General features: G+C 67.8%; 19 protein-coding genes and 1 pseudogene (1 of these 20 only partly in view). 13 read left to right on the top strand and 7 right to left on the bottom strand.

Annotated features, from left to right (window positions below; translation table 11 throughout):
• The first annotated feature begins 37 nt into the window (after positions 1 to 37).
• The gene (locus BGN98_RS14710; RefSeq protein WP_502687797.1) at positions 38 to 1,582 is read left to right on the top strand and encodes a DEAD/DEAH box helicase; all 1,545 of its coding nucleotides are present in this window, start codon (positions 38 to 40) and stop codon (positions 1,580 to 1,582) included.
• A pseudogene (locus tag BGN98_RS14705) lies at positions 1,485 to 1,787 on the top strand (helicase-related protein); the annotation flags it as partial. The gene BGN98_RS14710 and the pseudogene BGN98_RS14705, both read left to right, overlap by 98 nt.
• A gap of 635 nt (positions 1,788 to 2,422) precedes the next feature.
• Here BGN98_RS14705 and BGN98_RS14700 read toward each other — a convergent pair.
• From BGN98_RS14700 to soxR, 5 genes are all read right to left on the bottom strand, one after another.
• On the bottom strand, positions 2,423 to 2,794 hold the full coding sequence (locus BGN98_RS14700) for a DUF3817 domain-containing protein (protein ID WP_353681687.1): 372 nt from the start codon (positions 2,792 to 2,794) through the stop codon (positions 2,423 to 2,425).
• Positions 2,795 to 2,886: 92 nt separating this feature from the next.
• Positions 2,887 to 4,401, bottom strand: coding sequence for a DHA2 family efflux MFS transporter permease subunit (locus BGN98_RS00215; protein WP_125131939.1), 1,515 nt, complete (start codon positions 4,399 to 4,401; stop codon positions 2,887 to 2,889).
• Complete coding sequence (locus BGN98_RS00210; protein ID WP_125131938.1) at positions 4,398 to 4,973, bottom strand: flavin reductase family protein; 576 nt, start codon at positions 4,971 to 4,973, stop codon at positions 4,398 to 4,400. The genes BGN98_RS00215 and BGN98_RS00210 overlap by 4 nt, the downstream gene beginning before the upstream one ends.
• Before the next feature lie 106 nt (positions 4,974 to 5,079).
• Entirely contained in the window at positions 5,080 to 5,679 is a 600-nt protein-coding gene (locus BGN98_RS00205) for a superoxide dismutase (RefSeq protein ID WP_125131937.1), read from the bottom strand.
• An 89-nt stretch (positions 5,680 to 5,768) separates the two neighbouring features.
• Positions 5,769 to 6,233: a redox-sensitive transcriptional activator SoxR gene (soxR, locus tag BGN98_RS00200; protein ID WP_125131936.1), complete on the bottom strand. Its 465-nt coding sequence runs from the start codon at positions 6,231 to 6,233 to the stop codon at positions 5,769 to 5,771.
• Positions 6,234 to 6,318: 85 nt separating this feature from the next.
• On the opposite strand from soxR, the gene fdxA reads away from it, so the two are divergent.
• The 9 genes from fdxA (at position 6,319) to BGN98_RS00155 (ending at position 15,286) form a co-directional block, all read left to right on the top strand.
• Entirely contained in the window at positions 6,319 to 6,639 is a 321-nt protein-coding gene (gene fdxA, locus BGN98_RS00195) for a ferredoxin (RefSeq protein WP_125131935.1), read from the top strand.
• Between the two features lie 25 nt (positions 6,640 to 6,664).
• Positions 6,665 to 7,567, top strand: a complete 903-nt coding sequence (locus BGN98_RS00190) for an LLM class flavin-dependent oxidoreductase (RefSeq protein WP_125131934.1) — start codon at positions 6,665 to 6,667, stop codon at positions 7,565 to 7,567.
• Positions 7,568 to 7,629: 62 nt separating this feature from the next.
• Positions 7,630 to 8,346 carry an SDR family oxidoreductase gene (locus BGN98_RS00185; protein WP_164515469.1) on the top strand — a complete coding sequence of 239 codons (717 nt, stop codon included), beginning with the start codon at positions 7,630 to 7,632 and terminating at the stop codon, positions 8,344 to 8,346.
• A 392-nt stretch (positions 8,347 to 8,738) separates the two neighbouring features.
• Entirely contained in the window at positions 8,739 to 9,650 is a 912-nt protein-coding gene (locus BGN98_RS00180; RefSeq protein WP_125131932.1) for an alpha/beta hydrolase, read from the top strand.
• 43 nt (positions 9,651 to 9,693) lie between these two features.
• The gene (locus BGN98_RS00175) at positions 9,694 to 11,307 is read left to right on the top strand and encodes a flavin-containing monooxygenase (protein WP_288118621.1); all 1,614 of its coding nucleotides are present in this window, start codon (positions 9,694 to 9,696) and stop codon (positions 11,305 to 11,307) included.
• A gap of 60 nt (positions 11,308 to 11,367) precedes the next feature.
• Positions 11,368 to 11,811, top strand: coding sequence for an acyl-CoA thioesterase (locus BGN98_RS00170; protein WP_125131930.1), 444 nt, complete (start codon positions 11,368 to 11,370; stop codon positions 11,809 to 11,811).
• Positions 11,812 to 11,878: 67 nt separating this feature from the next.
• The gene (locus BGN98_RS00165; protein ID WP_125131929.1) at positions 11,879 to 13,603 is read left to right on the top strand and encodes a helix-turn-helix domain-containing protein; all 1,725 of its coding nucleotides are present in this window, start codon (positions 11,879 to 11,881) and stop codon (positions 13,601 to 13,603) included.
• Positions 13,604 to 13,688: 85 nt separating this feature from the next.
• Positions 13,689 to 14,441 (top strand): enoyl-CoA hydratase/isomerase family protein, encoded by a 753-nt coding sequence (locus BGN98_RS00160; RefSeq protein ID WP_125133389.1) that lies wholly within the window; start codon positions 13,689 to 13,691, stop codon positions 14,439 to 14,441.
• Complete coding sequence (locus BGN98_RS00155; protein ID WP_125131928.1) at positions 14,438 to 15,286, top strand: 3-hydroxyacyl-CoA dehydrogenase family protein; 849 nt, start codon at positions 14,438 to 14,440, stop codon at positions 15,284 to 15,286. The genes BGN98_RS00160 and BGN98_RS00155 overlap by 4 nt, the downstream gene beginning before the upstream one ends.
• A 173-nt stretch (positions 15,287 to 15,459) precedes the next feature.
• Here the strand turns inward: BGN98_RS00155 and BGN98_RS00150 are convergent, their stop codons facing one another.
• Positions 15,460 to 16,518: an alcohol dehydrogenase gene (locus tag BGN98_RS00150; protein WP_125131927.1), complete on the bottom strand. Its 1,059-nt coding sequence runs from the start codon at positions 16,516 to 16,518 to the stop codon at positions 15,460 to 15,462.
• Between the two features lie 310 nt (positions 16,519 to 16,828).
• On the opposite strand from BGN98_RS00150, the gene BGN98_RS00145 reads away from it, so the two are divergent.
• Entirely contained in the window at positions 16,829 to 18,571 is a 1,743-nt protein-coding gene (locus BGN98_RS00145) for an AAA-type ATPase lid domain-containing protein (RefSeq protein WP_125131926.1), read from the top strand.
• A 215-nt stretch (positions 18,572 to 18,786) separates the two neighbouring features.
• On the opposite strand, the gene BGN98_RS00140 is transcribed toward BGN98_RS00145, so the two are convergent.
• A complete protein-coding gene (locus tag BGN98_RS00140) occupies positions 18,787 to 18,924 on the bottom strand; it encodes a hypothetical protein (RefSeq protein ID WP_164515467.1) in 138 nt (45 codons plus the stop codon).
• Between the two features lie 147 nt (positions 18,925 to 19,071).
• On the opposite strand from BGN98_RS00140, the gene BGN98_RS14795 reads away from it, so the two are divergent.
• Positions 19,072 to 19,399, top strand: the 5' portion of a protein-coding gene (locus tag BGN98_RS14795) for a putative quinol monooxygenase (protein ID WP_502687796.1). The gene runs 14 nt beyond the window's last position; the window shows 328 of its 342 coding nt (coding positions 1-328); its start codon is at positions 19,072 to 19,074; its stop codon lies beyond the right edge, outside the window.

The following is a 19,399-nucleotide window of genomic DNA, read 5'->3' as shown; positions in this document are numbered from 1 at the left end:
TAGTCTCGAAGTCGAGTTTCGAGTCGGAAGGGTCGCCGTGCGGCTAGAGGACATCGCCGCGACTGCGCGGCTAGCAGGCATCGTGCCGGGGCGCGCCGTCACGGTGCTGGCGGCGCAGATGCACGGCGCGAACGCGGTCGAGGTGACCTACCAGGACGACAACGGGGCGCTCGGGCAGGTCGTGCTCTTCCGTGAGGACGAGGCGAAGATCGCGCCGCACCTGGAGTCCGGCCGTCCCTTCGATGCCGATCCGCGCAATTTCCGGCTGGCTGCTGAGGCGCAGCGCATCATGCTCGCGGGGCTGCATGATCCGATGCTGGCGGTGGCGACGAGCGACGTGCAGCCGTTGCCGCATCAGATCCGCGCGGTGTACGGGGAGCTGCTGCCGCGCACGCCGCTGCGGTTCCTGCTGGCGGACGACCCCGGCGCGGGCAAGACGATCATGGCCGGGCTCTATATCAAGGAACTGATCCTCCGGGACGACGTGCGCACCTGTCTTGTGGTGGCCCCCGGCGGGCTGGTGGAGCAGTGGCAGGACGAGCTGGCGCTGAAGTTCGGCTTGGAGTTCGAGATTCTCGCGCCCGGCGCGGAGGACACCGCACCGGGAAAGAGCGTGTTCGAGCAGAAGCGGCTGCTCATCGCGCGAATGGATCAGCTCGCCCGGAATGAAGTGCTGCTGGAACAGATCGAGCAGGCCGAGTTCGACCTCGTGGTCGTGGACGAGGCGCACCGGATGAGCGCGTCCTGGTTCAGTGGCGAGCTGAAGGCGTCGAAGCGGTTCCAGCTCGGCGAGCTGCTGAGCGAGCGCGCCCGGCACTTCCTGCTGATGACGGCGACGCCGCACAACGGCAAGGAGGAGGACTTCCAGACCTTCCTCTCGCTGCTCGACCGCGAATCGCTTTGCCGGTCCCGGCGACCGGCATGCGCAGACCGGCACCGCCGACGGGCTGATGAGGCGCATGTTGAAGGAGAAGCTGGTCACCTTCGAGGGGCGTCCGCTGTTCCCCGAGCGGATCGCCGAGACCGCCTCCTACCGGCTGTCGCCCGACGAGCAGTACCTCTACGAAGAGGTCACCGAGTACGTCCGCAACGGGATGAACCTCGCCGACCGGCTGGAGGGCAAGCGGAAGAACACGGTCGGCTTCGCGCTCACGGTCCTCCAGCGGCGTCTCGCGTCCAGCCCGGAGGCGATCTTCCAGTCGCTGCGCCGCCGCACCGACCGGCTGGAGCGCACCCGCGCCGACCTGCTCGACGGCATCCTCGACGCCCCGCCGCGCGAAGCCCCCGCCTCGCTGCTCGGCGACGACCCCGACAGCGGCGACTTCGACACCGACGAACTCGACGCGGCCGAGCTGGAGGAGGCCGAGGAGGAACTTGTCGACGCGGCGACCGCAGCGCGCACCGCGGCCGAGCTGGAGACCGAGATCGCGGACCTGCGCCGATTGACCGAGCACGCCCGCAGGCTGCTGGACTCGCAGCAGGACGTGAAGTGGCGCGAGTTGCGCGGTGTGATCGAGAGCCAGGTGCTCACGACGCCGGACGGCAAGCCGCGCAAGCTCATCGTCTTCACCGAGCACCGTGACACCCTGATCTACCTGGAGCGGCGCATCACGCAGCTCCTGGGCAGGCGCGAGGCCGTGGTCGCGATTCACGGTGGTGTTCCCCGTTACGAGCGACGCCGCATCACGGCCGAGTTCACCTCGAACCCCGAGGTGCAGATCCTCATCGCCACCGACGCCGCGGGGGAGGGCCTGAACCTCCAGGCCGCGCATCTGATGGTGAACTACGACCTGCCGTGGAACCCGAACCGCATCGAGCAGCGATTCGGTCGCATCCACCGCATCGGCCAGACCGAGGTGTGCCGACTGTGGAACCTCGTCGCCGAGGACACCCGCGAGGGCGAGGTGTTCATCCGCCTGCTCGACAAGATCGAAGAGCAGCGCGCCGCCTACGACGGCGAGATCTTCAACGTGCTCGGCACCTCCCTCGGCGACCTGTCGCTGACCCGCGTGCTGCGCGACGCGATCCGCTACGGCGAGCAGCCCGACGTGAAGGCGAAGATGTGGGCGGTCATCGACGAGGGCGTCTCCGCCGGGCTCCAGGAACTGCTCGACGACGAAGCCCTCGCCAGCGAAGCCCTCGCGCCCACCGACCTGGAGGAGCTGCGCCGCCAAATGGAGGACGCCAAGGCCAAGCGCCTCCAGCCGCACTTCATCCGCGACGCCTTCCTCGAAGCCTTCGACCGCGCGAGCGGACGCATCGAGCGGCGCGAGAAGGGCCGCTACGAGATCACCCACGTCCCCGCGAGCATCCGCGAACGCGCCGGGCGCGCACCCGTCGCCCGCCGCTACGAGCGCATCACCTTCGACGCCGCCACCATCGACGTTCAGGGCACGCCCCGCGCCGAACTGCTCGCGCCCGGTCACCCGCTGCATGACGCGGCGCTGCAGCTCGTGATCGACCAGTATGGGCCGGTGCTCGACCGTGGCACCGTGCTGACCTCCGACGCGGTGACCGAGCCCACGCTCCTCGCCGGGGAACGGCCTGCAACGGTGACGGTCCACGCACGACCGGACTTTCCCAGGCGGCGCGTGCGCTCCATCCAGATGTCGAACGGCACAGTGAGGAACGGCAGCACCGACATCACCAGTCCCAGCAGCGTCACCCACCACGCCCAGCGGAATCGGATGGCGGCGGCGAGGCACGCGATCACGAACGCGATCCAGGCGATGCCGTGCACCCACCCGGCGACGGTCACACCGTGCGGCGATCCCTGCAGCGGGTACTTGACCACAAGCGCGGTGAGCAGGGCGAGCCAACTGAACGCCTCGACGATCGCCGTCGTGCGGAACGCGACGCGGACGGAGCCGTCGAACCGACCCGGAGTCACGCGGTCGATCCGCGCACTTCGGCGCCCTCAGGGACTTCCTGGTCGGCGGGCTTGCGGATGAAGAACGACAGGACGACGGGCGCGAGTGAGATGATCGCGGCGATGAGGAACGCGGCCTGCGTCCCGGACGCGCCGGCGTCGGCAGGGTCGAGTCCCTGCTGTTCACCGGTGTGCAGGAGGCTGGAGTAGGCGGCGATGAGGATCGCCACGCCCGCGGCTCCTGCGACTTGCTGCAGGGTGTTGAGCACGGCGGACCCGTGAGAGTAGAGCCTGCGCTCCAGCGACCCGAGGGACGCAGAGAACAGGGGTGTGAACGACATCGCCATCCCGACCGACATCGCCGTCTGCATCGCGATCAGCTGCCAGACCGGGGTGTGCGCACCGACCAACGAGTACAGGAACAGCACCGCGGAGATGATGATCGTTCCCGGGGCGAGCAGTGTCTTCGGGCCCTTCGCGTCGTAGATGCGTCCCATCAGCGGGGCGAGGAGCCCCATGAGGATTGACCCGGGGAGCAGGATGAGTCCGGCGACGAGGGCGTCGAGTCCGGCGACGTTCTGGAGGTAGAGCGGCAGCAGTGTGAGTGTGCCGAACATCGCCAAGGCGATGACGGACATGATGATGATCGCGATCGTGAAGTTTCGCGAGCGGAAGACGCGCAGATCCAGTAGGGCGTTGTCCTTGCGTTGCAGAACGAGCTGACGCCAGACGAACAGGGCGAGCGTCACGACGCCGATCGACAGGGTGAACGCGCCAAGCGTGGCAGGCGTGATGCCGGAGGGTGCGGCGTCTGGCGTGCCTTCGCCTCTGCCGAGCTGGGTCAGTCCGAAGACGATGCCGCCGAAGGCCAGCGCCGACAGGATGATGGAGAGGATGTCAATGGGCGCCTTGGTGGTCTCGCCCAGGTTGGTCATCCAGCGCATCCCGATGAGGAGGGAGATCAGCGCGATCGGCAGGACGATGGCGAACAGCCAGCGCCAACTGAGGAGGTCGAGCACAGCGCCGGACAGGGTCGGTCCGATGGCGGGTGCCAGGGAGATGACGAGGCTGACGCGACCCATCATCCTTCCTCGCGAATGCGGCGGCACGACCTTCATGACGGTGGTCATCAGCAGCGGCATCATGATGCCGGTGCCGAGCGCCTGGATGACGCGGCCGACGAGCAGGATGACGAAGCCGGGCGCGATCAGGCACACGAGGGTTCCGAGGGAGAACGCTGTCATCGCGGCCAGGAAGACCTGCCTCGTGGTGAAGCGTTGCAGAAGGAATCCGGTGGTCGGGATGACGACCGCCATGGTGAGCATGAAGCCGCTGGTCATCCACTGGCCGAGCTCGGGCGGCACGTGCAGATCCTCGTTGAGGTGCGGAATCGCGATGCCCATCGTCGTCTCGTTGAGGATCGCGACGAAGGCGGCGACGAGCAGCAGCCAGATGACCCGCATGCTGCGCGGGTCGATGACGTCGGGTGTGACGGGTGTGGCGGGTGTGGGGGTGGTGTGGGTGGATGTCATGAGAGCTCCGTAGTGAGAGAGGTGACCGGGCGGCGGCGGGACGGGATAGCTGCTTCGCCGTTCGGCAGTTCGGCGACCGTGTGGAAGTCCCGGTTCCAGCGCAGCAGCGGCAGATCGGCCTGGTGGGAGCTGCCGCGAAGGACACTGCCCACGAGGAGCAATTGATCGTGCAGTGGCATCGTGGCGTGCGTGGTGCACCACAGGGTCACGAGCGCGTCGGGCAGCCAGAGCGGACCTTCGGGGGAGACCTCCGCACCGGCGGCGCCGAGGGCGTCGAGCCGCTCGGCGCGCGTCGTGCGGGCGGTGAGCAGGCGCACGAGCGGGAGGTGGTGCACGGAGAGCACCGAGACGGCCCACGGGGCACCGGCCGTGATGAGGGGGAGGGCATCGCGATCCTGGCCGACGGACAGAGCGATCGTGAACGGGTTCACGGAGCTCGTGAGGACGGAGGCTGCGATGAAGAAGCGGTCCTGGTCGCCCGGGACGTCTCGGACGGCGACGAGAGTGACCCCGCTGCCGTACAGCGCGAAGCTGTCGTAGAGGGGCGGGATGTGCTCGGGGCGGGAAGACATGGGTGCGGCTCGATTCGGGTGGGGAAAGCAGAGCATCGCCGTCCCGCCTGTGGGCGGACGGCGACCGTGCCGGGTGCGGGCCTGTGTGGCCGGATGATGAGGGTGCTCAGGCGGTGACGGCGGCGAGGCGCTGCGCGACGTCTTGCCAGTTGGCGATGTTCCAGAACGCCGTGACGTAGTCGGCGCGGACGTTCTTGTAGTCCAGGTAGTAGGCGTGTTCCCAGACGTCGAGCTGGAGCAGGGGGGTGACGCCGAGGGGCGCGTTGCCTTGCTGGTCGAACAGCTGGAACACGACCGGCTTCGCTCCGAGCGCGTCCCACGCGAGCACGGCCCAGCCTGAGCCCTGCACGCCGAGCGCGGTCGCGGTGAAGTGGGCTTTGAACGCGTCGAAGGAGCCGAAATGGTCGGCGATCGCGGCGGCGAGCTCGCCTTCGGGCTCGCCGCCGCCGTCGGGAGAGAGGTTCTGCCAGAACACACTGTGGTTCAGATGCCCGCCGAGGTTGAAGGCGAGGTCCTTCTCGAGCTTGTTGACATTCGCGAAGCTTCCCGCGGCACGGGCTTCCTCGAGCTGATCCAGCGCCGCGTTCGCCCCGGTGACGTATGCCTGGTGATGCTTGTCGTGATGCAGCTCCATGATCGTCGCGGAGATGTGCGGTTCGAGGGCCGAGTAGTCATAGGGCAGCTCGGGCAGCGTGTACGTGCTCATCCGGGGTCCTTTCGGGGCGTATGCCTTCACGCTAGAACCTCAAGCGGACTTGAGGTCAAACGCGGCCTGCGCGACGGCGCCATCGGCCCTCAGTCGCCCGGAAGGTCCTCCAGCCGCCTCGGCCCCGCCCCGGTTGCTGCGAGGGCGTCGCCGGGGTTGAGGAGCGCGCAGGCCTTCATCGAGAGGCATCCGCAGCCGATGCACCCGGTGAGTTCGTGCTCCAGCCTTTCGATGCTGCGGCGACGCTCTTCGAGCTGCCGCTTCCATGCGCGGGAGGAGCGCTGCCAGTCCTCGTGGCTCGGTGTGCGGTCGAGCGGGACCGACGAGAACGCCTCCTGCACGTCGGTGAGCGGGATGCCCAGGCGCTTGGCGACGGAGATCAGCGACACGCGGCGCAGCATGTGCCGGGGATAGCGGCGCTGGTTGCCGAAGGTGCGTTCCGAGGCGATCAAGCCCAGCTCCTCGTAGTACCGGAGGGCCGAGACGGCGACCCCGGTGCGGCGGCTCATCTCGCCGATCGTCAGCAGCTCGTCCGGTTCCGGGGCGGGTGGCATGGTGCCTCCTCATCGATTTGACCTCAAGTTCACTTGAGATTTTAGCGTTGCCGTAGTGCCATCGTCGTTGAGAGAGGGGGTGCCCGTGACCTATGTGATCGCCCTGCCGTGCGTGGATGTGAAGGACCGCACTTGCATTGCCGAGTGCCCGGTCGACTGCATCTACGAGGGTGAGCGCATGCTCTACATCAACCCCGACGAGTGCGTGGACTGCGGGGCGTGCGAGCCGGTGTGCCCGGTCGAGGCGATCTTCTACGAGGACGACCTGCCCGACGAATGGCAGGACTATTACGCGGCGAACGTCGAGTTCTTCCACGAGATCGGTGTACCCGGCGGCGCCGCGCGCACCGGTGTTCTCCCCTTCGACCACCCGCTCGTCGCAGCCCTGCCTCCGCAGGGCGATTAGGTGTCGCCGATTCGACGGGAGAACCATGGACTACGACCACGACCTCATCTTCGGGTCTTTCATCACCCCGGCCGCCTCGGCGCTGCCCCAACTGGAGCACGCCGCTCGCGAGGCCGATCGGGTGGGCTTGGACCTCGTGACGCTCCAGGACCATCCGTACAACTCCGGATTCCTCGACACCGTCACTCTCATCGGGCATCTCGCAGCGCGAACGGAGCACGTCCGATTCGCCGGCAACGTGCTGAACCTTCCACTGCGTCCCCCCGCGATGCTCGCCAAGCAGATCGCGACGATCGACCGGCTCAGCGGCGGGAGGGTCGAGCTCGGCCTGGGCGCCGGTGCGTTCTGGGACGCGATCGAGGCGTACGGCGCACCCCGGCTCACCCCCGGTCAGGCCGTCGACGCCCTCCGCGAGGCGATCCCGATCATCCGGGCGCTCTGGGGCCAGCACGGGACGGGGAGCGTTCGCTTCGACGGCACGCACTATCGCGTCGCGGGTGCCCGGCCGGGCCCGGCCCCGGCGCACCAGGTCTCGATCTGGGTCGGCGCGTTCAAACCCCGCATGCTCGAGCTCGTCGGCGGCCTCGCCGACGGGTGGCTGCTCAGCCTCGGCAGGATGACCGCTCCCGAGATCGACGATGCCCATCGCCGCATCGATGACGCGGCGCAGGCCGCAGGCCGCGATCCACGAGAGGTGCGAAGGCTCGCCAACGTCGTCGGCCAGCTCCAGGCGACCCCGACACGCGGACTGCTGCACGGCCCGGCCGAGCAGTGGATCGATCAGCTCGTCACGCTCGCGCTCGGCTTCGGATTCTCGGGATTCGTCGTCGCCGGCGATGACACCAGCCAGTACGACGCCATCGCGAACGACGTGATCCCCGCAGTCCGTGAGGCCGTCGCCCGCGAACGGCGAGCACGGTCCGCGTAACCGGCACCCTGCTGCCCCGGGGGTTGCGCTGCAGCCTCCCAGCCCCTTCGAACGGAGAAATCGTGACGACATCGCTCGAGAACGCTGCAGTCGTGATCATCGGCGGTAGCTCGGGAATCGGGCTCGCCACCGCCAAGATCGCCCACGACGCCGGCGCGCAGGTCACCATCGCCGGGCGGAGTCCGGACCGCCTGACCGCTGCCCGGGACGAGATCGGCGGTGACATCCGCACCGTCGCCCTCGACATCGCCGATGAGGACGCGGTGCGCGCGCTGTTCGACTCGTTGGAGTCGGTGGATCACGTCGTCAACCTCGCGGGGACCTTCGCCTTCGGTGCTCTGCTCACCACGGACATCGCCGCGCTGCGCAGCCCCGTGGACACCCGGTTCTGGGGGCCGGTCTACGTGTGCAAATACGCCGCGCCGCGGATGACGACCGGATCGCTGACGTTCTGCACCGGCACCGGGGTCGATCGTCCGCGCCCCGGCGGAGCGGTCTTCAGCGCCGCCGCCGGCGGCTCCGAAGTGTTCAGCCGTGCCATGGCGCTCGAGCTCGCCCCCATCCGCGTCAATGTCGTGCGTCCAGGAACCATCGACACGCCCCTGTTCGCCAGATCCAACGAAGACCGGGAGCGGGCGATCGCCGAGCGATCGGCGAGGATTCCGCTGCGCCGCATCGGCCGAGCGGAAGAGATCGCTCACGCCATCCACTTCCTCATGACCAACGAATACGTCACCGGCGTGACCCTTCCCGTCGACGGCGGCGCCAGCCTCACCTGAACCGCCCCACGGAACCACGACGCCCAGGCCGAGATCATCGCGACCGAGATCATGGGGCGCTGACCTCGGGACGCTGACGCGTCCGCCCTCGCACGGAACGGCGTTGTAAACGTGTCCGCCATACCGTTGCGGCAAATGACCCGGTGGATCGCGAGGATCGCCGGCCCCGAGGAGGGGAATGGCGGCCCTGCCGCCCGCCGCTGACCACTCACTTCAGCGCGGCATCCTGCGGTCGCACCGTGTCTCGCGCTCCCAGGCGTGAGGCCACGACGCACTGTTCCATATCGGCACACGGCGTTCCTCGGATCGTCGCCGAAGGTAGGTGGTGACCCTACTCGGCTCGCCTCACCGTTCGGGCGATGCCGGGCGCATCACAACGAAGGAGTTCTCCGATGCCCTCGTCCGCCACCCCCACCGCTGTCATCCCGAGCGCGCTGCGTGACCTGTACCTGGACTGGTCCGGGCTCATGACCAGTCACGAGCTGGACATGCGCCTATTCCGCAGCATCTTCGACGAGTGGCACCAGCCGACTGTCGAACCGGAAGACGTCACGTATAAAGAGGAGGTCGTGGGCGGCGTGCCCGGCATCTGGGCGTTCCCGGCCGGCGCCGACCGGTCCAAGGTTCTCCTCTTCACTCACGGCGGCGGGTTCGCGGTCGGGTCCGCGGCCAGCCACCGCAAACTCGCTGCCCACGTCGCGAAGGCCGCGGGCGTCACGGCGTTCGTGCTGGACTACCGCCGCGCGCCGGAGCACCCGCACCCGGCCCAGGTCGAAGACGGGGTCGCCGCCTTCGAGGGTCTGCGGGAGCGGGGGATCCGCCCGGAGGACATTACCACCATCGGCGACTCCGCGGGCGGCAACCTCGCCATCGCCATCCCGCTGGCGCTGAAGGAGAGGGGCCTGCCGCAGCCGGGGCACGTCATCGCGTTCTCCCCGTGGCTGGACATGGAGAACAGCGGCGCGACGCTGGTCACCAACGACGACACCGACGCGCTGATCACCGTCCCGTTGCTGGAGGGCATGATCGCCGGCGTGCTGGGAGAGTCCACGAGTCCCTCGGCGCCGCTCGCGAATCCGCTGTATGCCGACTTCACGGGGTTCCCCCCGCTGTATCTCAACGCCGGTTCGGTCGAGTCCCTCGTCGACAACGCCACCCGCGTCGCGGAGCGGGCATCGGCAGCCGGTGTCGATGTCACCGTGAACATCGCCGAGGGGCAGCAGCACGTCTACCCGTTCCTGGCCGGACGTGACTCCGAGGTGGATGCGGAGCTGAAGGCCATCGGCGAGTGGCTCCGCCGCTGACACCGCGCACACCGACCACCATCCAACGAAGGAGTTGTATCCCATGACATCCACACACGCCACGGACTTCGACGCGATCGTCGTCGGCGCCGGGTTCGGCGGCATCTACCAGCTGTACACGCTGCGCGAAAAGCTCGGCCTGCGGGTACGTGGCTTCGAGAAGGGCGCCGGCATCGGCGGCACGTGGTACTGGAACCGGTACCCGGGCGCGATGTCCGACACGGAAAGCCCCTTCTACCGTTACTCGTTCGACGACGAGTTCCTGCAGGAGTGGGACTGGCAGCGCAAGTACATCGACCAGCCCGACATCCTCCGCTACCTCGAGACCGTCGTCGACCGGTACGACCTGCGCAAGGACTTCCAGCTCAACACCGAGGTCACCTCCCTCGTCTTCGACGAGGCGACGAACACCTGGACAGCCGGCACGTCCACCGGCGAGACCTTCACCGCCCGCTACGTGGTGACGGCGCTGGGGCTGCTCGCAGCCACCAACATTCCCGACATCCCCGGCATCGGCTCCTTCGAGGGCCGCCTCGTGCACACTGCCGAATGGCCGGACGACCTGTCCATCGAGGGCAAGCGGGTCGGCGTGATCGGGACCGGCTCGACCGGAACCCAGTTCATCGTCGCCGCCGCGCCGCAGGTGGCCCAACTGACCGTGTTCCAGCGCTCCGCGCAGTACAGCGTCCCCTCCGGCAACGGACCAGTCGGCCCGGGTGAGGTGGAGGACTACAAGGCCCGCTTCCCGGAGATCTGGGACCAGGTGCGCAACTCCGGCGTCGCGTTCGGGTTCGAGGAATCCACTGTCGCGGCCGCCGATGTCGACGAAGCCGAGCGCGAGCGGGTGTTCCAGGCGGCCTGGGACCGCGGCAACGGCTTCTACTTCATGTTCGGCACGTTCAACGACATCGCCGTCGATCCCGAGGCGAACGAGGCGGCTGCGGCGTTCATCCGCCGCAAGATCGCCGAGACCGTCAAAGACCCCGAGACGGCGCGACTGCTCACCCCGACGCAGCCGTACGCGAAGCGTCCACTGCGCAACCACGAGTACTACGAGGTGTACAACCGTGACAACGTGAAGCTGGTCTCGATCAAGGAGAACCCGATCATCGAGATCACCCCGCGAGGCGTCAAGACCGCCGACGGGGTGGAACACGAATTGGACGTGCTGGTGCTGGCTACCGGGTTCGACGCGGTCGACGGCAACTACCGCCGCATCGACATCCGCGGCCGGGACGGGATCAGCGTCGACGAGCACTGGGCGGATGCGCCCGCCAGCTTCCTCGGCATCATGACCGCCGGGTTCCCCAACATGTTCATGATCCTCGGGCCCAACGGCCCCTTCACGAATCTGGTGCCCAGCATCGAGGCGCAGGTCGAGTTCATCACCACGCTCGTCTCCGAGGCCGAACAGGCCGACGGCCTGATCGAGGCGACGCAGCAGGGCGAGGACTCCTGGACCGAAACCTGCACCACGATCGCCAACTACACCCTGTTCCCCAAGACGGACTCCTGGATCTTCGGAGCCAACATCCCCGGCAAGAAGCACGCCGTCATGTTCTACCTCGGCGGGCTGGGCGCCTACCGTGGCATCCTGTCCGAGATCCAGGCGAAGGACTTCGAAGGGTTCGCCATCGGGCAGCCCGTCGCGGTCTGAGCGGCTGAAATCGTGGGCCGGGCACGAGTCCCGGCCCACGATTGTGCTTGTGAGTACTCCATGTCAGACGACATCACCTTCCGATCACGCCGATGGGTCCGCCCCGAGGACCTGAACGCACACGGCACTCTGTTCGGCGGCAGCCTGCTGCGCTGGATCGACGAAGAAGCGGCGATCTATGCCATCATCCAGCTCGGCAACCCGCGCGCGGTCACCAAGTACATCTCGGAGATCGACTTCGTCAGTTCCGCGCAGCAGGGCGACCTCATCGAGATGGGGTTGCGTGCCATCGCATTCGGTCGCACCTCGCTCACCATGCGCGCCGAGGTGCGGAACATGATCACCCGCGACCGCATCCTCGCGATCGAGAAGATCGTCTTCGTCGGCCTCGACGACCACGGTCACCCCGTCCCACACGGCTACACCGACATTACCTACGAACGAGACCGCCTTCCCCATCACCGCGTACCGATGCATCAAGCGCATCAATCTACCGCAGACTAGGTATTGGCGAGTCCCAATAGTGGGCGGATACTGGAGACACCACTTGCAGTGACGCGAGGTTCCGGTCATGTCCATCGACACCTACTCGGCCGCGAGCGTGCGGCGGGCCCGTGAGCAGCTTCTCGAGGCCGGCGTCGGCGCCGACGGCTTGGCGCCGCGCACGCTGGACGTCCCACCCGAGATCGAGCGCAGCTGGCGCCGCTCGTTCACCGCACCCGGCGGGTACGATCCGACCGCGACACCCGCTTACCACCCCTTCTCCGGGCATGCGGGGCGCCTCCGGGACACCGCGCAGGTCGTGCTCGCGCGGTGGGCGGAATCGCTCACGGACATGCGCGTGGCGCTGCTGGTCAGCGACCGGTCTGGGCGTGTGATCGCTCGCAACGTCGGTGACCCCAGTCACGCACGCCGCCTCGATAAGGTCTCCGCCGCCGAAGGCTTCGACTTCTCGGAGTCAGCGCTGGGCACCAACGGACTTGGCACGGCGATGGAGGAGAAGTCGGCGGTGTTCGTGCGCGGAGCGGAGCACGTCAACGACCGGCTGCAGGCTCTGGCCTGCGCCGGTGCCCCGATCTACGACCCGCTCTCGCACCGCGTCGTCGGTTCCGTCGCCCTCGCCGCCCCGGCTGCCGCATCGCACCCGACCATGCTGGCTATCGCGAAACAGGCCGCCCTGGACGTGCGGGGTGCGCTGCTGAACACCGTCCCGCCGGAGTTGCAGGCGCTGCTGGCACGATTCGCGGACGGCACCGCCCGGCATCCTGTGCTGGCCGTCGGCCGAGGGGGTGTTCTCGCATCGACGGGTGCGCTGCCCCTGCTCTCGGAGGAACGATACGTGACGCTGTGGGACGAGCTGCAGGCGCACAACTGGCAGGACGATGTCACGTCCGTCATGCTCGCGGGCCAGCTGAGCACCGCCCGCCGCATCAGCGCCCGCGGCGGTGAACGCGTATACCTCGTCGAACTGCCAGGGGATCACGCAGCACCGGCCGGGCGCGCTGAGCAGACCGGGCTTTCCAGCCTTACCGCGCACCTGGAAGCGCTCGGACGACGCACCGGCATTGTCGGGATTCATGGCCCTCGTGACAGTGGCAAGACCCTTCTCGCCCAGATATGGCTGCGCGATCGCGACCGACGCGACCCGATCCTCCTCGAGGCCCTCGCGCTGCGTGGCACCGGGGCGATCCGGTCGGCGGCCCAGGCGCTGAGCAGCGGGATGTCGGTGATCATCCGCGGCGCCGAAATGCTGAGTGGCAGCGACATGTTGTCCTTGCAGCAGCTGATCTCTGCGGCAGATCCCATCCGTTCCGCCCGATTGGTGTTCTGCGTCTGCGACGCCGTTCCAGGGACCGCGGTCGGTGATCTGCTCGGCCGCGAGGTTCCCCGCGTCGATCTGCCCCCGCTACACGATGACCCAGACCGCGTGGTCGGCCTGGCGCGACGACTGGCCGAAGAGCACTCGGCGAGTCTGAGTCCAGCGCTCGTTCAAGCACTGGCCCGGTGGGACTGGCCCGGGGGTGTCCCGGAGTTGCGGGGGCTGATCTCGACGCTGGCGGCGCATCACGCTGCCGGTTCGATGCTCGACGCGGACCTTCTGCCCGCGGAGATGCGCACCCGTGCCCGCCAGCTGCGAGGACTTGCCGCATCCGAGTACCGCGCGATAGACACCGCCCTTCGGGAAGCCGGCGGCAACCGGTCCAAGGCCGCAGAGATCCTCGGGATCGGGCGCACCACGCTATACCGGAAGCTGCGGATGTACGGGTTCGACGCGCAGAGCACCTTGACGCCGTAACGACGCAGATTGATATCACTGACGCATGGGACGCGGGCTCATCGGGTATTGGACGTGTATTGATCCGCGATGGGAGCCTGGAGCAGTGACCACCCTGATACTCCACGAGAGTGCGGATCGACTGCGCGTCGAGCTGCACCGCCCCGAGGTGCGCAACGCCATCAACGAAGAGATGGTCGACGAGCTTCACACGGTCTGTGCGCGTCTGGAACGGGAACCCCGCATTCTGATCCTCACCGGATCCGCAACCCCCGAGCGGGGCGTCTTCGCCGCCGGGGCCGACATCAGGCAGCTTCTCGAACGCGGACGCGACGAGGCGCTGACGGGGATCAATTCCGGGCTGTTCGCCCGCATCGCGCGCCTGCCGATGCCGGTGATCGCCGCGGTGGACGGCTTCGCGATCGGCGGGGGAGCCGAGCTCGCCTACGCGGCAGACATCCGCATCGCGTCGACCCGGGTCGTGTTCGGCAATCCGGAGACGGCCATCGGCATCCTCGCCGCGGCGGGGGCGACGTGGCGGCTCGCCGAACTGGTCGGTGAACCGCTGGCCAAGGAGATCCTCTTCACCGGCCGCCGGTTGAATGCCGAAGAGGCGCTACGGTGCGGCCTGGTCGCTGCCGTCCACGAACCCGAACAGCTGCTGGCGGCAGCCGATGCTCTCGCCGACCGCATCGCCGCGCAGGACCCGCTGGCCATCCGCATCACCAAGCGCGTGCTCGCCGCCCCGCGGGATGCGCACCCTCTTGTCGACGAGCTCGCGCAGGCCATCCTCTTCGAGTCAGAGGCGAAGACGCAGCTCATGACCCGATTCCTTGACCGCCCCCAGGAGACCCGATGAACACCGTTCCTCCCACGGTCGGCGTGATCGGCGGCGGCCGCATGGGCGCTGGCATCGCTCAGGTGTTCGCCCAGGCGGGCGCGCAGGTCACAGTGATCGAGCGTGACCAGGCGTCGGCGCAGTCGGCCCGCGCACGGCTGGCGGATGGGCTCCGGAAGGCCGCTGAGAGGGATGCCTCGGTGGACGCGGATGCCGTGACAGGATGGATCGACGTCAGTGTCGACTTCCAGGCGCTTCAGAATGCGGACCTCGTGGTCGAAGCCGTGCCCGAGGTCTTCCGTCTCAAGGTCGAAGCGCTGCAGACAGCGGAGCGGGTCGTGAGCGAGTCCGCATGGCTGGCCACGAACACGTCATCGCTGTCGGTGACGGGCCTCGGCGGGCAGCTTGCCCGTCCAGGACAACTGTGCGGGCTGCACTTCTTCAATCCCGTGCCCCCTTCGGCGCTTGTCGAGATCGTGCTGACGCCGTCGACAGACCCGGACCTTCGGCGGCAAGCCGGACAGTGGGTGACCGCGCTCGGAAAGACCCCGATCGTCGTCAACGATGCGCCCGGTTTCGCGAGCTCGCGACTGGGCGTGGCGATCGCGCTGGAGGCGATGCGCATGGTCGAGGAGGGCGTGGCGAGCGCAGAGGACATCGACAAGGCGATGGTCCTCGGATACCGGCACGCCGCTGGGCCACTGCGCACGTCAGACCTGGTGGGACTGGACGTTCGTCTGGGGATCGCGGAATACCTTCACGAGACCCTGGGCGAGCGATTCGCGCCCCCGCGGATCCTCCGCGACAAGGTCGCCGCAGGGGAACTGGGGCGCAAGACCGGACGCGGCTTCTTCGACTACGCGTAGGTGGGTGATCGATCCGGACGCATCCTGGGCGAACCGTGGGCCCGCCTCACGCGCCGTCCTCGGAGAGCTCGTCGTCAGAGTCGCAGCAACGTCGGGCCTGCTCGTCCCTCGCAAGAGGCGCAGCATGTGGTGCGGCATCACGAGGATCTCGCCGGGCGGTTGCCGGCGGCGGTTCAGGCGCTGAGGACGATACGGCCGGGCACGCCCCCAGCGGCGAGGCGGTCCAGCGACTCCTGAACCGACGAAGCTGTGAACTGACCGTCGATGATCGGGATGTGCGGGAGCGCACCGCGCCGTGCCAGCTCGACGAGTTCCTCGAGTTCTCCGAGGGAACCGACGAAGCTTCCCTGGATGGTGATGATCTTCAGGGTGAGCAGCGCGGTGGGAACCACGAGCTCGCCGCCGAACAACCCGACCTGCACCATCGTTCCTCCCTTGCGCAGCGCCGCGAACGCGGCCGGAGCGGTGGAAGAGTTGTTGACGAAGTCGACGATCGCCGCGACCGGGCCGCCTGCGCCGGAGACGAGGGCGGCGCCCAGATCGTCCTGGGCGGCCGAGATCGTGGTGGTCGCCCCGAGCTGTCGCGCCAGTTCCAGGTTTCGTTCCTGCACGTCCACGGCGATGACGGCTTCATGGCCGAGGGCGCGCAGTGTCGCGATCGCCATCAGCCCGACCCCGCCGACCCCGATGACCACGATAGGGTCGGATGCCGTGGCCGGAAGCGCCTTGCGCGCCGCGCTGTATGCGGTCAGGCCGGAGCAGGCGAGCGTGGCCGCCCACCGTTCGTCGAGTCCCGCGACGTCCAAGAGGTAGCGGGGGTGCGGGACAAGGATGTATTCGGCGTAGCCGCCATGACGGGCCACCCCCAGGTTGCGCGGGGACGGGCAGAGGTTCTCGTGACCGGCACGGCACGCGTCGCAGGTCCCATCGCCGATCCACGGGTAGACGAGGCGATGATCGCCAACAGTGACACCGTCCGCCTCATCACCGAATGCCTCGACCACGCCGACGACTTCGTGGCCGAGCACGAGCGGGTAGGTCACGCCCCGGTCGATCAGATTCAGACGTCCCCGGCTGCCGAGGTCGTAGTAGCCCTCACGCAGGTGCGTGTCGGTGTGGCACACCCCGGAGCGGACCACTCGCAGCAGCACCTCGGTGCCTGTGGGTGCCGGGGTGGGCAGCTCCACGTCGGTGACGGTGTGATCGTCTTGGAAGATCGCGAACGCGTGCATGGTTGTCCTCGTCGTTGATGTACGCCCAGTGGACTCCAGGCTTTCACCACGCGGTGATTCTCTCCAATACCAAATGACAGAGGGATTGATACTCATGGGGTCATGGAAGCAGACGTCACCTCGGGCCCCTGATCGTGGCCATCGTGGGCATGGTCGAGAGGGCGGTTGATGCGTGATTCGCAATAGTGGGGTCTTGGTCTGGTATCGCCACGGGCATGTTTCCGTCCTCCAGTCGGCGTAGAGTCAAGCATCCGGCAGAGGTGACGGAGGCAGCGAGGGCGCTGCGAAGGTGGGTCCCCTTGGGTGGGTTGTGACCGTGGATGCCAGTTCAGGTAGCGTGGCCCGGGCGCGCGAGCACTTCTTTGAGTCGTCCGGCCGCATCACTCTTGGTGTGCGCCAGGAGATCCAGATGTCTTGGTTGCGTTCCCGGGCGTGGGGGGTGGAGCCGAGCGCCGGCGGACGCTTCGTCGGGTTCGAGGGTTCGCGGTCCCGGCTCATGCGGGCAGCGGGACGCGTGTTGGATGCGGTCATGGAGGATCTCGGAGAGCTCGACGTCAGCGTGATCCTGGCGGATAGTGATGCTCGGGTCATCGATCGCCGGACCGGCGACAGGCGTTTGACGCGCCTGCTGGATCGGGTCGACATGGCGCCCGGGTTCGTGTTCTCCGAGGAGGTCTGCGGCACCAACGGGCTGGGCACGCCGATCGAGACTGGGCAGCTTGTGAAGGTCGGTGGTCACGAGCACTTCATCGATGGTTTCGTCGAGTTCAGCTGCATCGGGGCGCCAATCACGGACGGCGTCTCGAAGCGGGTCGTCGGTGTCATTGATGTGACCACGTCGGCGGATTCCGGTGGCGAGGCGGCCGGGGGGCTGCTGGCGCGGCAGCTTGCGAAGGCGATCGAGGCCGAACTGCGCCGCCAGCGCTTCCGCGGCGAGCACCGATTGCTCGATCACTATCTCGAGGAGACGTCTCGAACCCGAGGGGCGGTCGTGGCGATCGGCGAACGGCTCGTGATCTCAAACGCTGCCGCCGCCCAGCTGCTGTGGTCCTCGGATCTCAAACGTCTTCGCGACCGTGCGCTCTGGGCCACGTCTCAAGCGCGCTCGGCCGAAGCAGACGGCGCCGATGCGGGTATCACCAGCACGTCCTACGCCGATGTCGACGGCCACACCGTGGGCGCCGTCTTCAGGATGGCGGCGACCGAACGACACGTGGCCAGTCGTGTTCCTCACGGCACCGATCACGCCCTCCCGGCGAGCGATGTCGGGCTGGTAGGTGCGCATCAAGATTTCCTCGCCGCCTATCAGATGACGGCGACGGCATCGCCGCAGGTCGTGACAGCGCTGGTCGGTGAGCCTGGCAGCGGGAAGCATGCGCTCGCGCTGGCGGGAGCGCACGCGGCCGGAATGCAGGCGACAACCATCGACTGCGCCGTCGAGGAGGCGCGGCACCTGCAGGCGGAGCTGAAGAACCGAACCGACCTCTCGGAGGCCGTGATCTTCCGCCATGTCAATTCCCCCGGCGCCGCGTCCGCGCCGTCGTATGCCGCGGTGGTGCGTGATGCCGTGGAGTCGGGTAAGCGAGTGTTCCTGACCTTCGCCACCGAGCCGGGCTGGGGCCCCGGACTGCTCCCGGACGTGGACGTGGTCACCGTCCCCGTGCCGGCGCTGCGCGAGCGCGCAAGCGATATCCCGGTATTGGCCCGTCACCTCGCGGCCGGGCGTGACATCACCGACGCCGCCGTGCGCGTGCTGCAACGCGCCCTGTGGCCAGGGAATATCCGTGAACTCGAACAGATCGTCTCCGCCATGACACGAGACAACCCCGGTGACTCACCGCTGGACGTGGAGCATATCCCCGTGGGGTTGCGGCGCTTCATCCCGCACCGGCCGTTGACTCGCCTGGAGCGGGCGGAGCTCATGGCGATCTTGGATGCGCTCGCCGCGACCGGCTCGAAGAAGGCCGCTGCCCGTGACTTGGGGTTGTCCCGCTCCACGCTCTACCGGCGCCTGCTTCAGTACGGCGTCGATCTCGATGTCCGGCAGCTGTGAAGGTGCGGTACGGATCAAGGAAGGTGTGCGCTACGGACCGAGTTGACAGCCATAGGTCCGGGGGACTCGCCGCCGACAAGCAGTTGTCTGCGCGGGAAGGGGGTGGGGCGCGGGGAGCCCGCCCAAGTGCTCGCCCGCTGCGAGTGCGCGTCGGGGCCGTCCACAGTGCGCTCCTGCAGGAAAGCGTTGCCGCTGACCATGTCGGCCCGCGCCCGTCAGGCTGCTGCGACGACGCGCAGCGTGGTGGCCATGGCGCCAGGAGACTTCATCTGCGCGATCGACGACGGCGAGGATGCATACTTCGCATCCAGTTCGGCGTCGATCCTGGGCTGTGCGGGGTCCTCCTCAAGCACGGGCTGCAAGAGACGACCGCCTCCGAGGGAAGTTCCAGCGCTGCGGCGCGGTTTCGTTCGGCGATCGCACCATCGCCCAGCGCGAAGGCCACTTCGCGGCCCGACATTGCCTGCCGGTACCACACCACGATCCTGGCCCGTATACGAATGCGTAGTTGCCCGGATGAGGACGTCTTGTCCGTTGGCGCGTTCAACCGGTTACGGAATCAGGACACCGGGGCGGATTGTCTTGGGCACACGAGGCGACGCGCGGAGTCTAGGTTGAAACCAAGCGGTTCTAAGGAGACGTCCGTGGCTGTTGTCGCTTTGCTGGATCTTCGGATCAAACCGGAGTCGGTTCCCGGCGCCAGGGAGTTCGTCGAGGATGTCTTGGTGGCTACCCGGGCGTTTCCAGGGTGTTTAGGCGTCGACGTACTCGTCGACGTCAGTGACAGCGCGCATCTTCTGCTGCTTGAGCGGTGGTCGTCGTTGGATG

Origin of the sequence: Microbacterium sp. 69-7, from assembly GCF_001897985.1 — a bacterium.
GTDB lineage: Bacteria > Actinomycetota > Actinomycetes > Actinomycetales > Microbacteriaceae > Microbacterium > Microbacterium laevaniformans.
The sequence above is the reverse complement of the archived record's forward strand: the minus strand, read 5'-3'. Positions and strand labels throughout refer to the sequence as shown.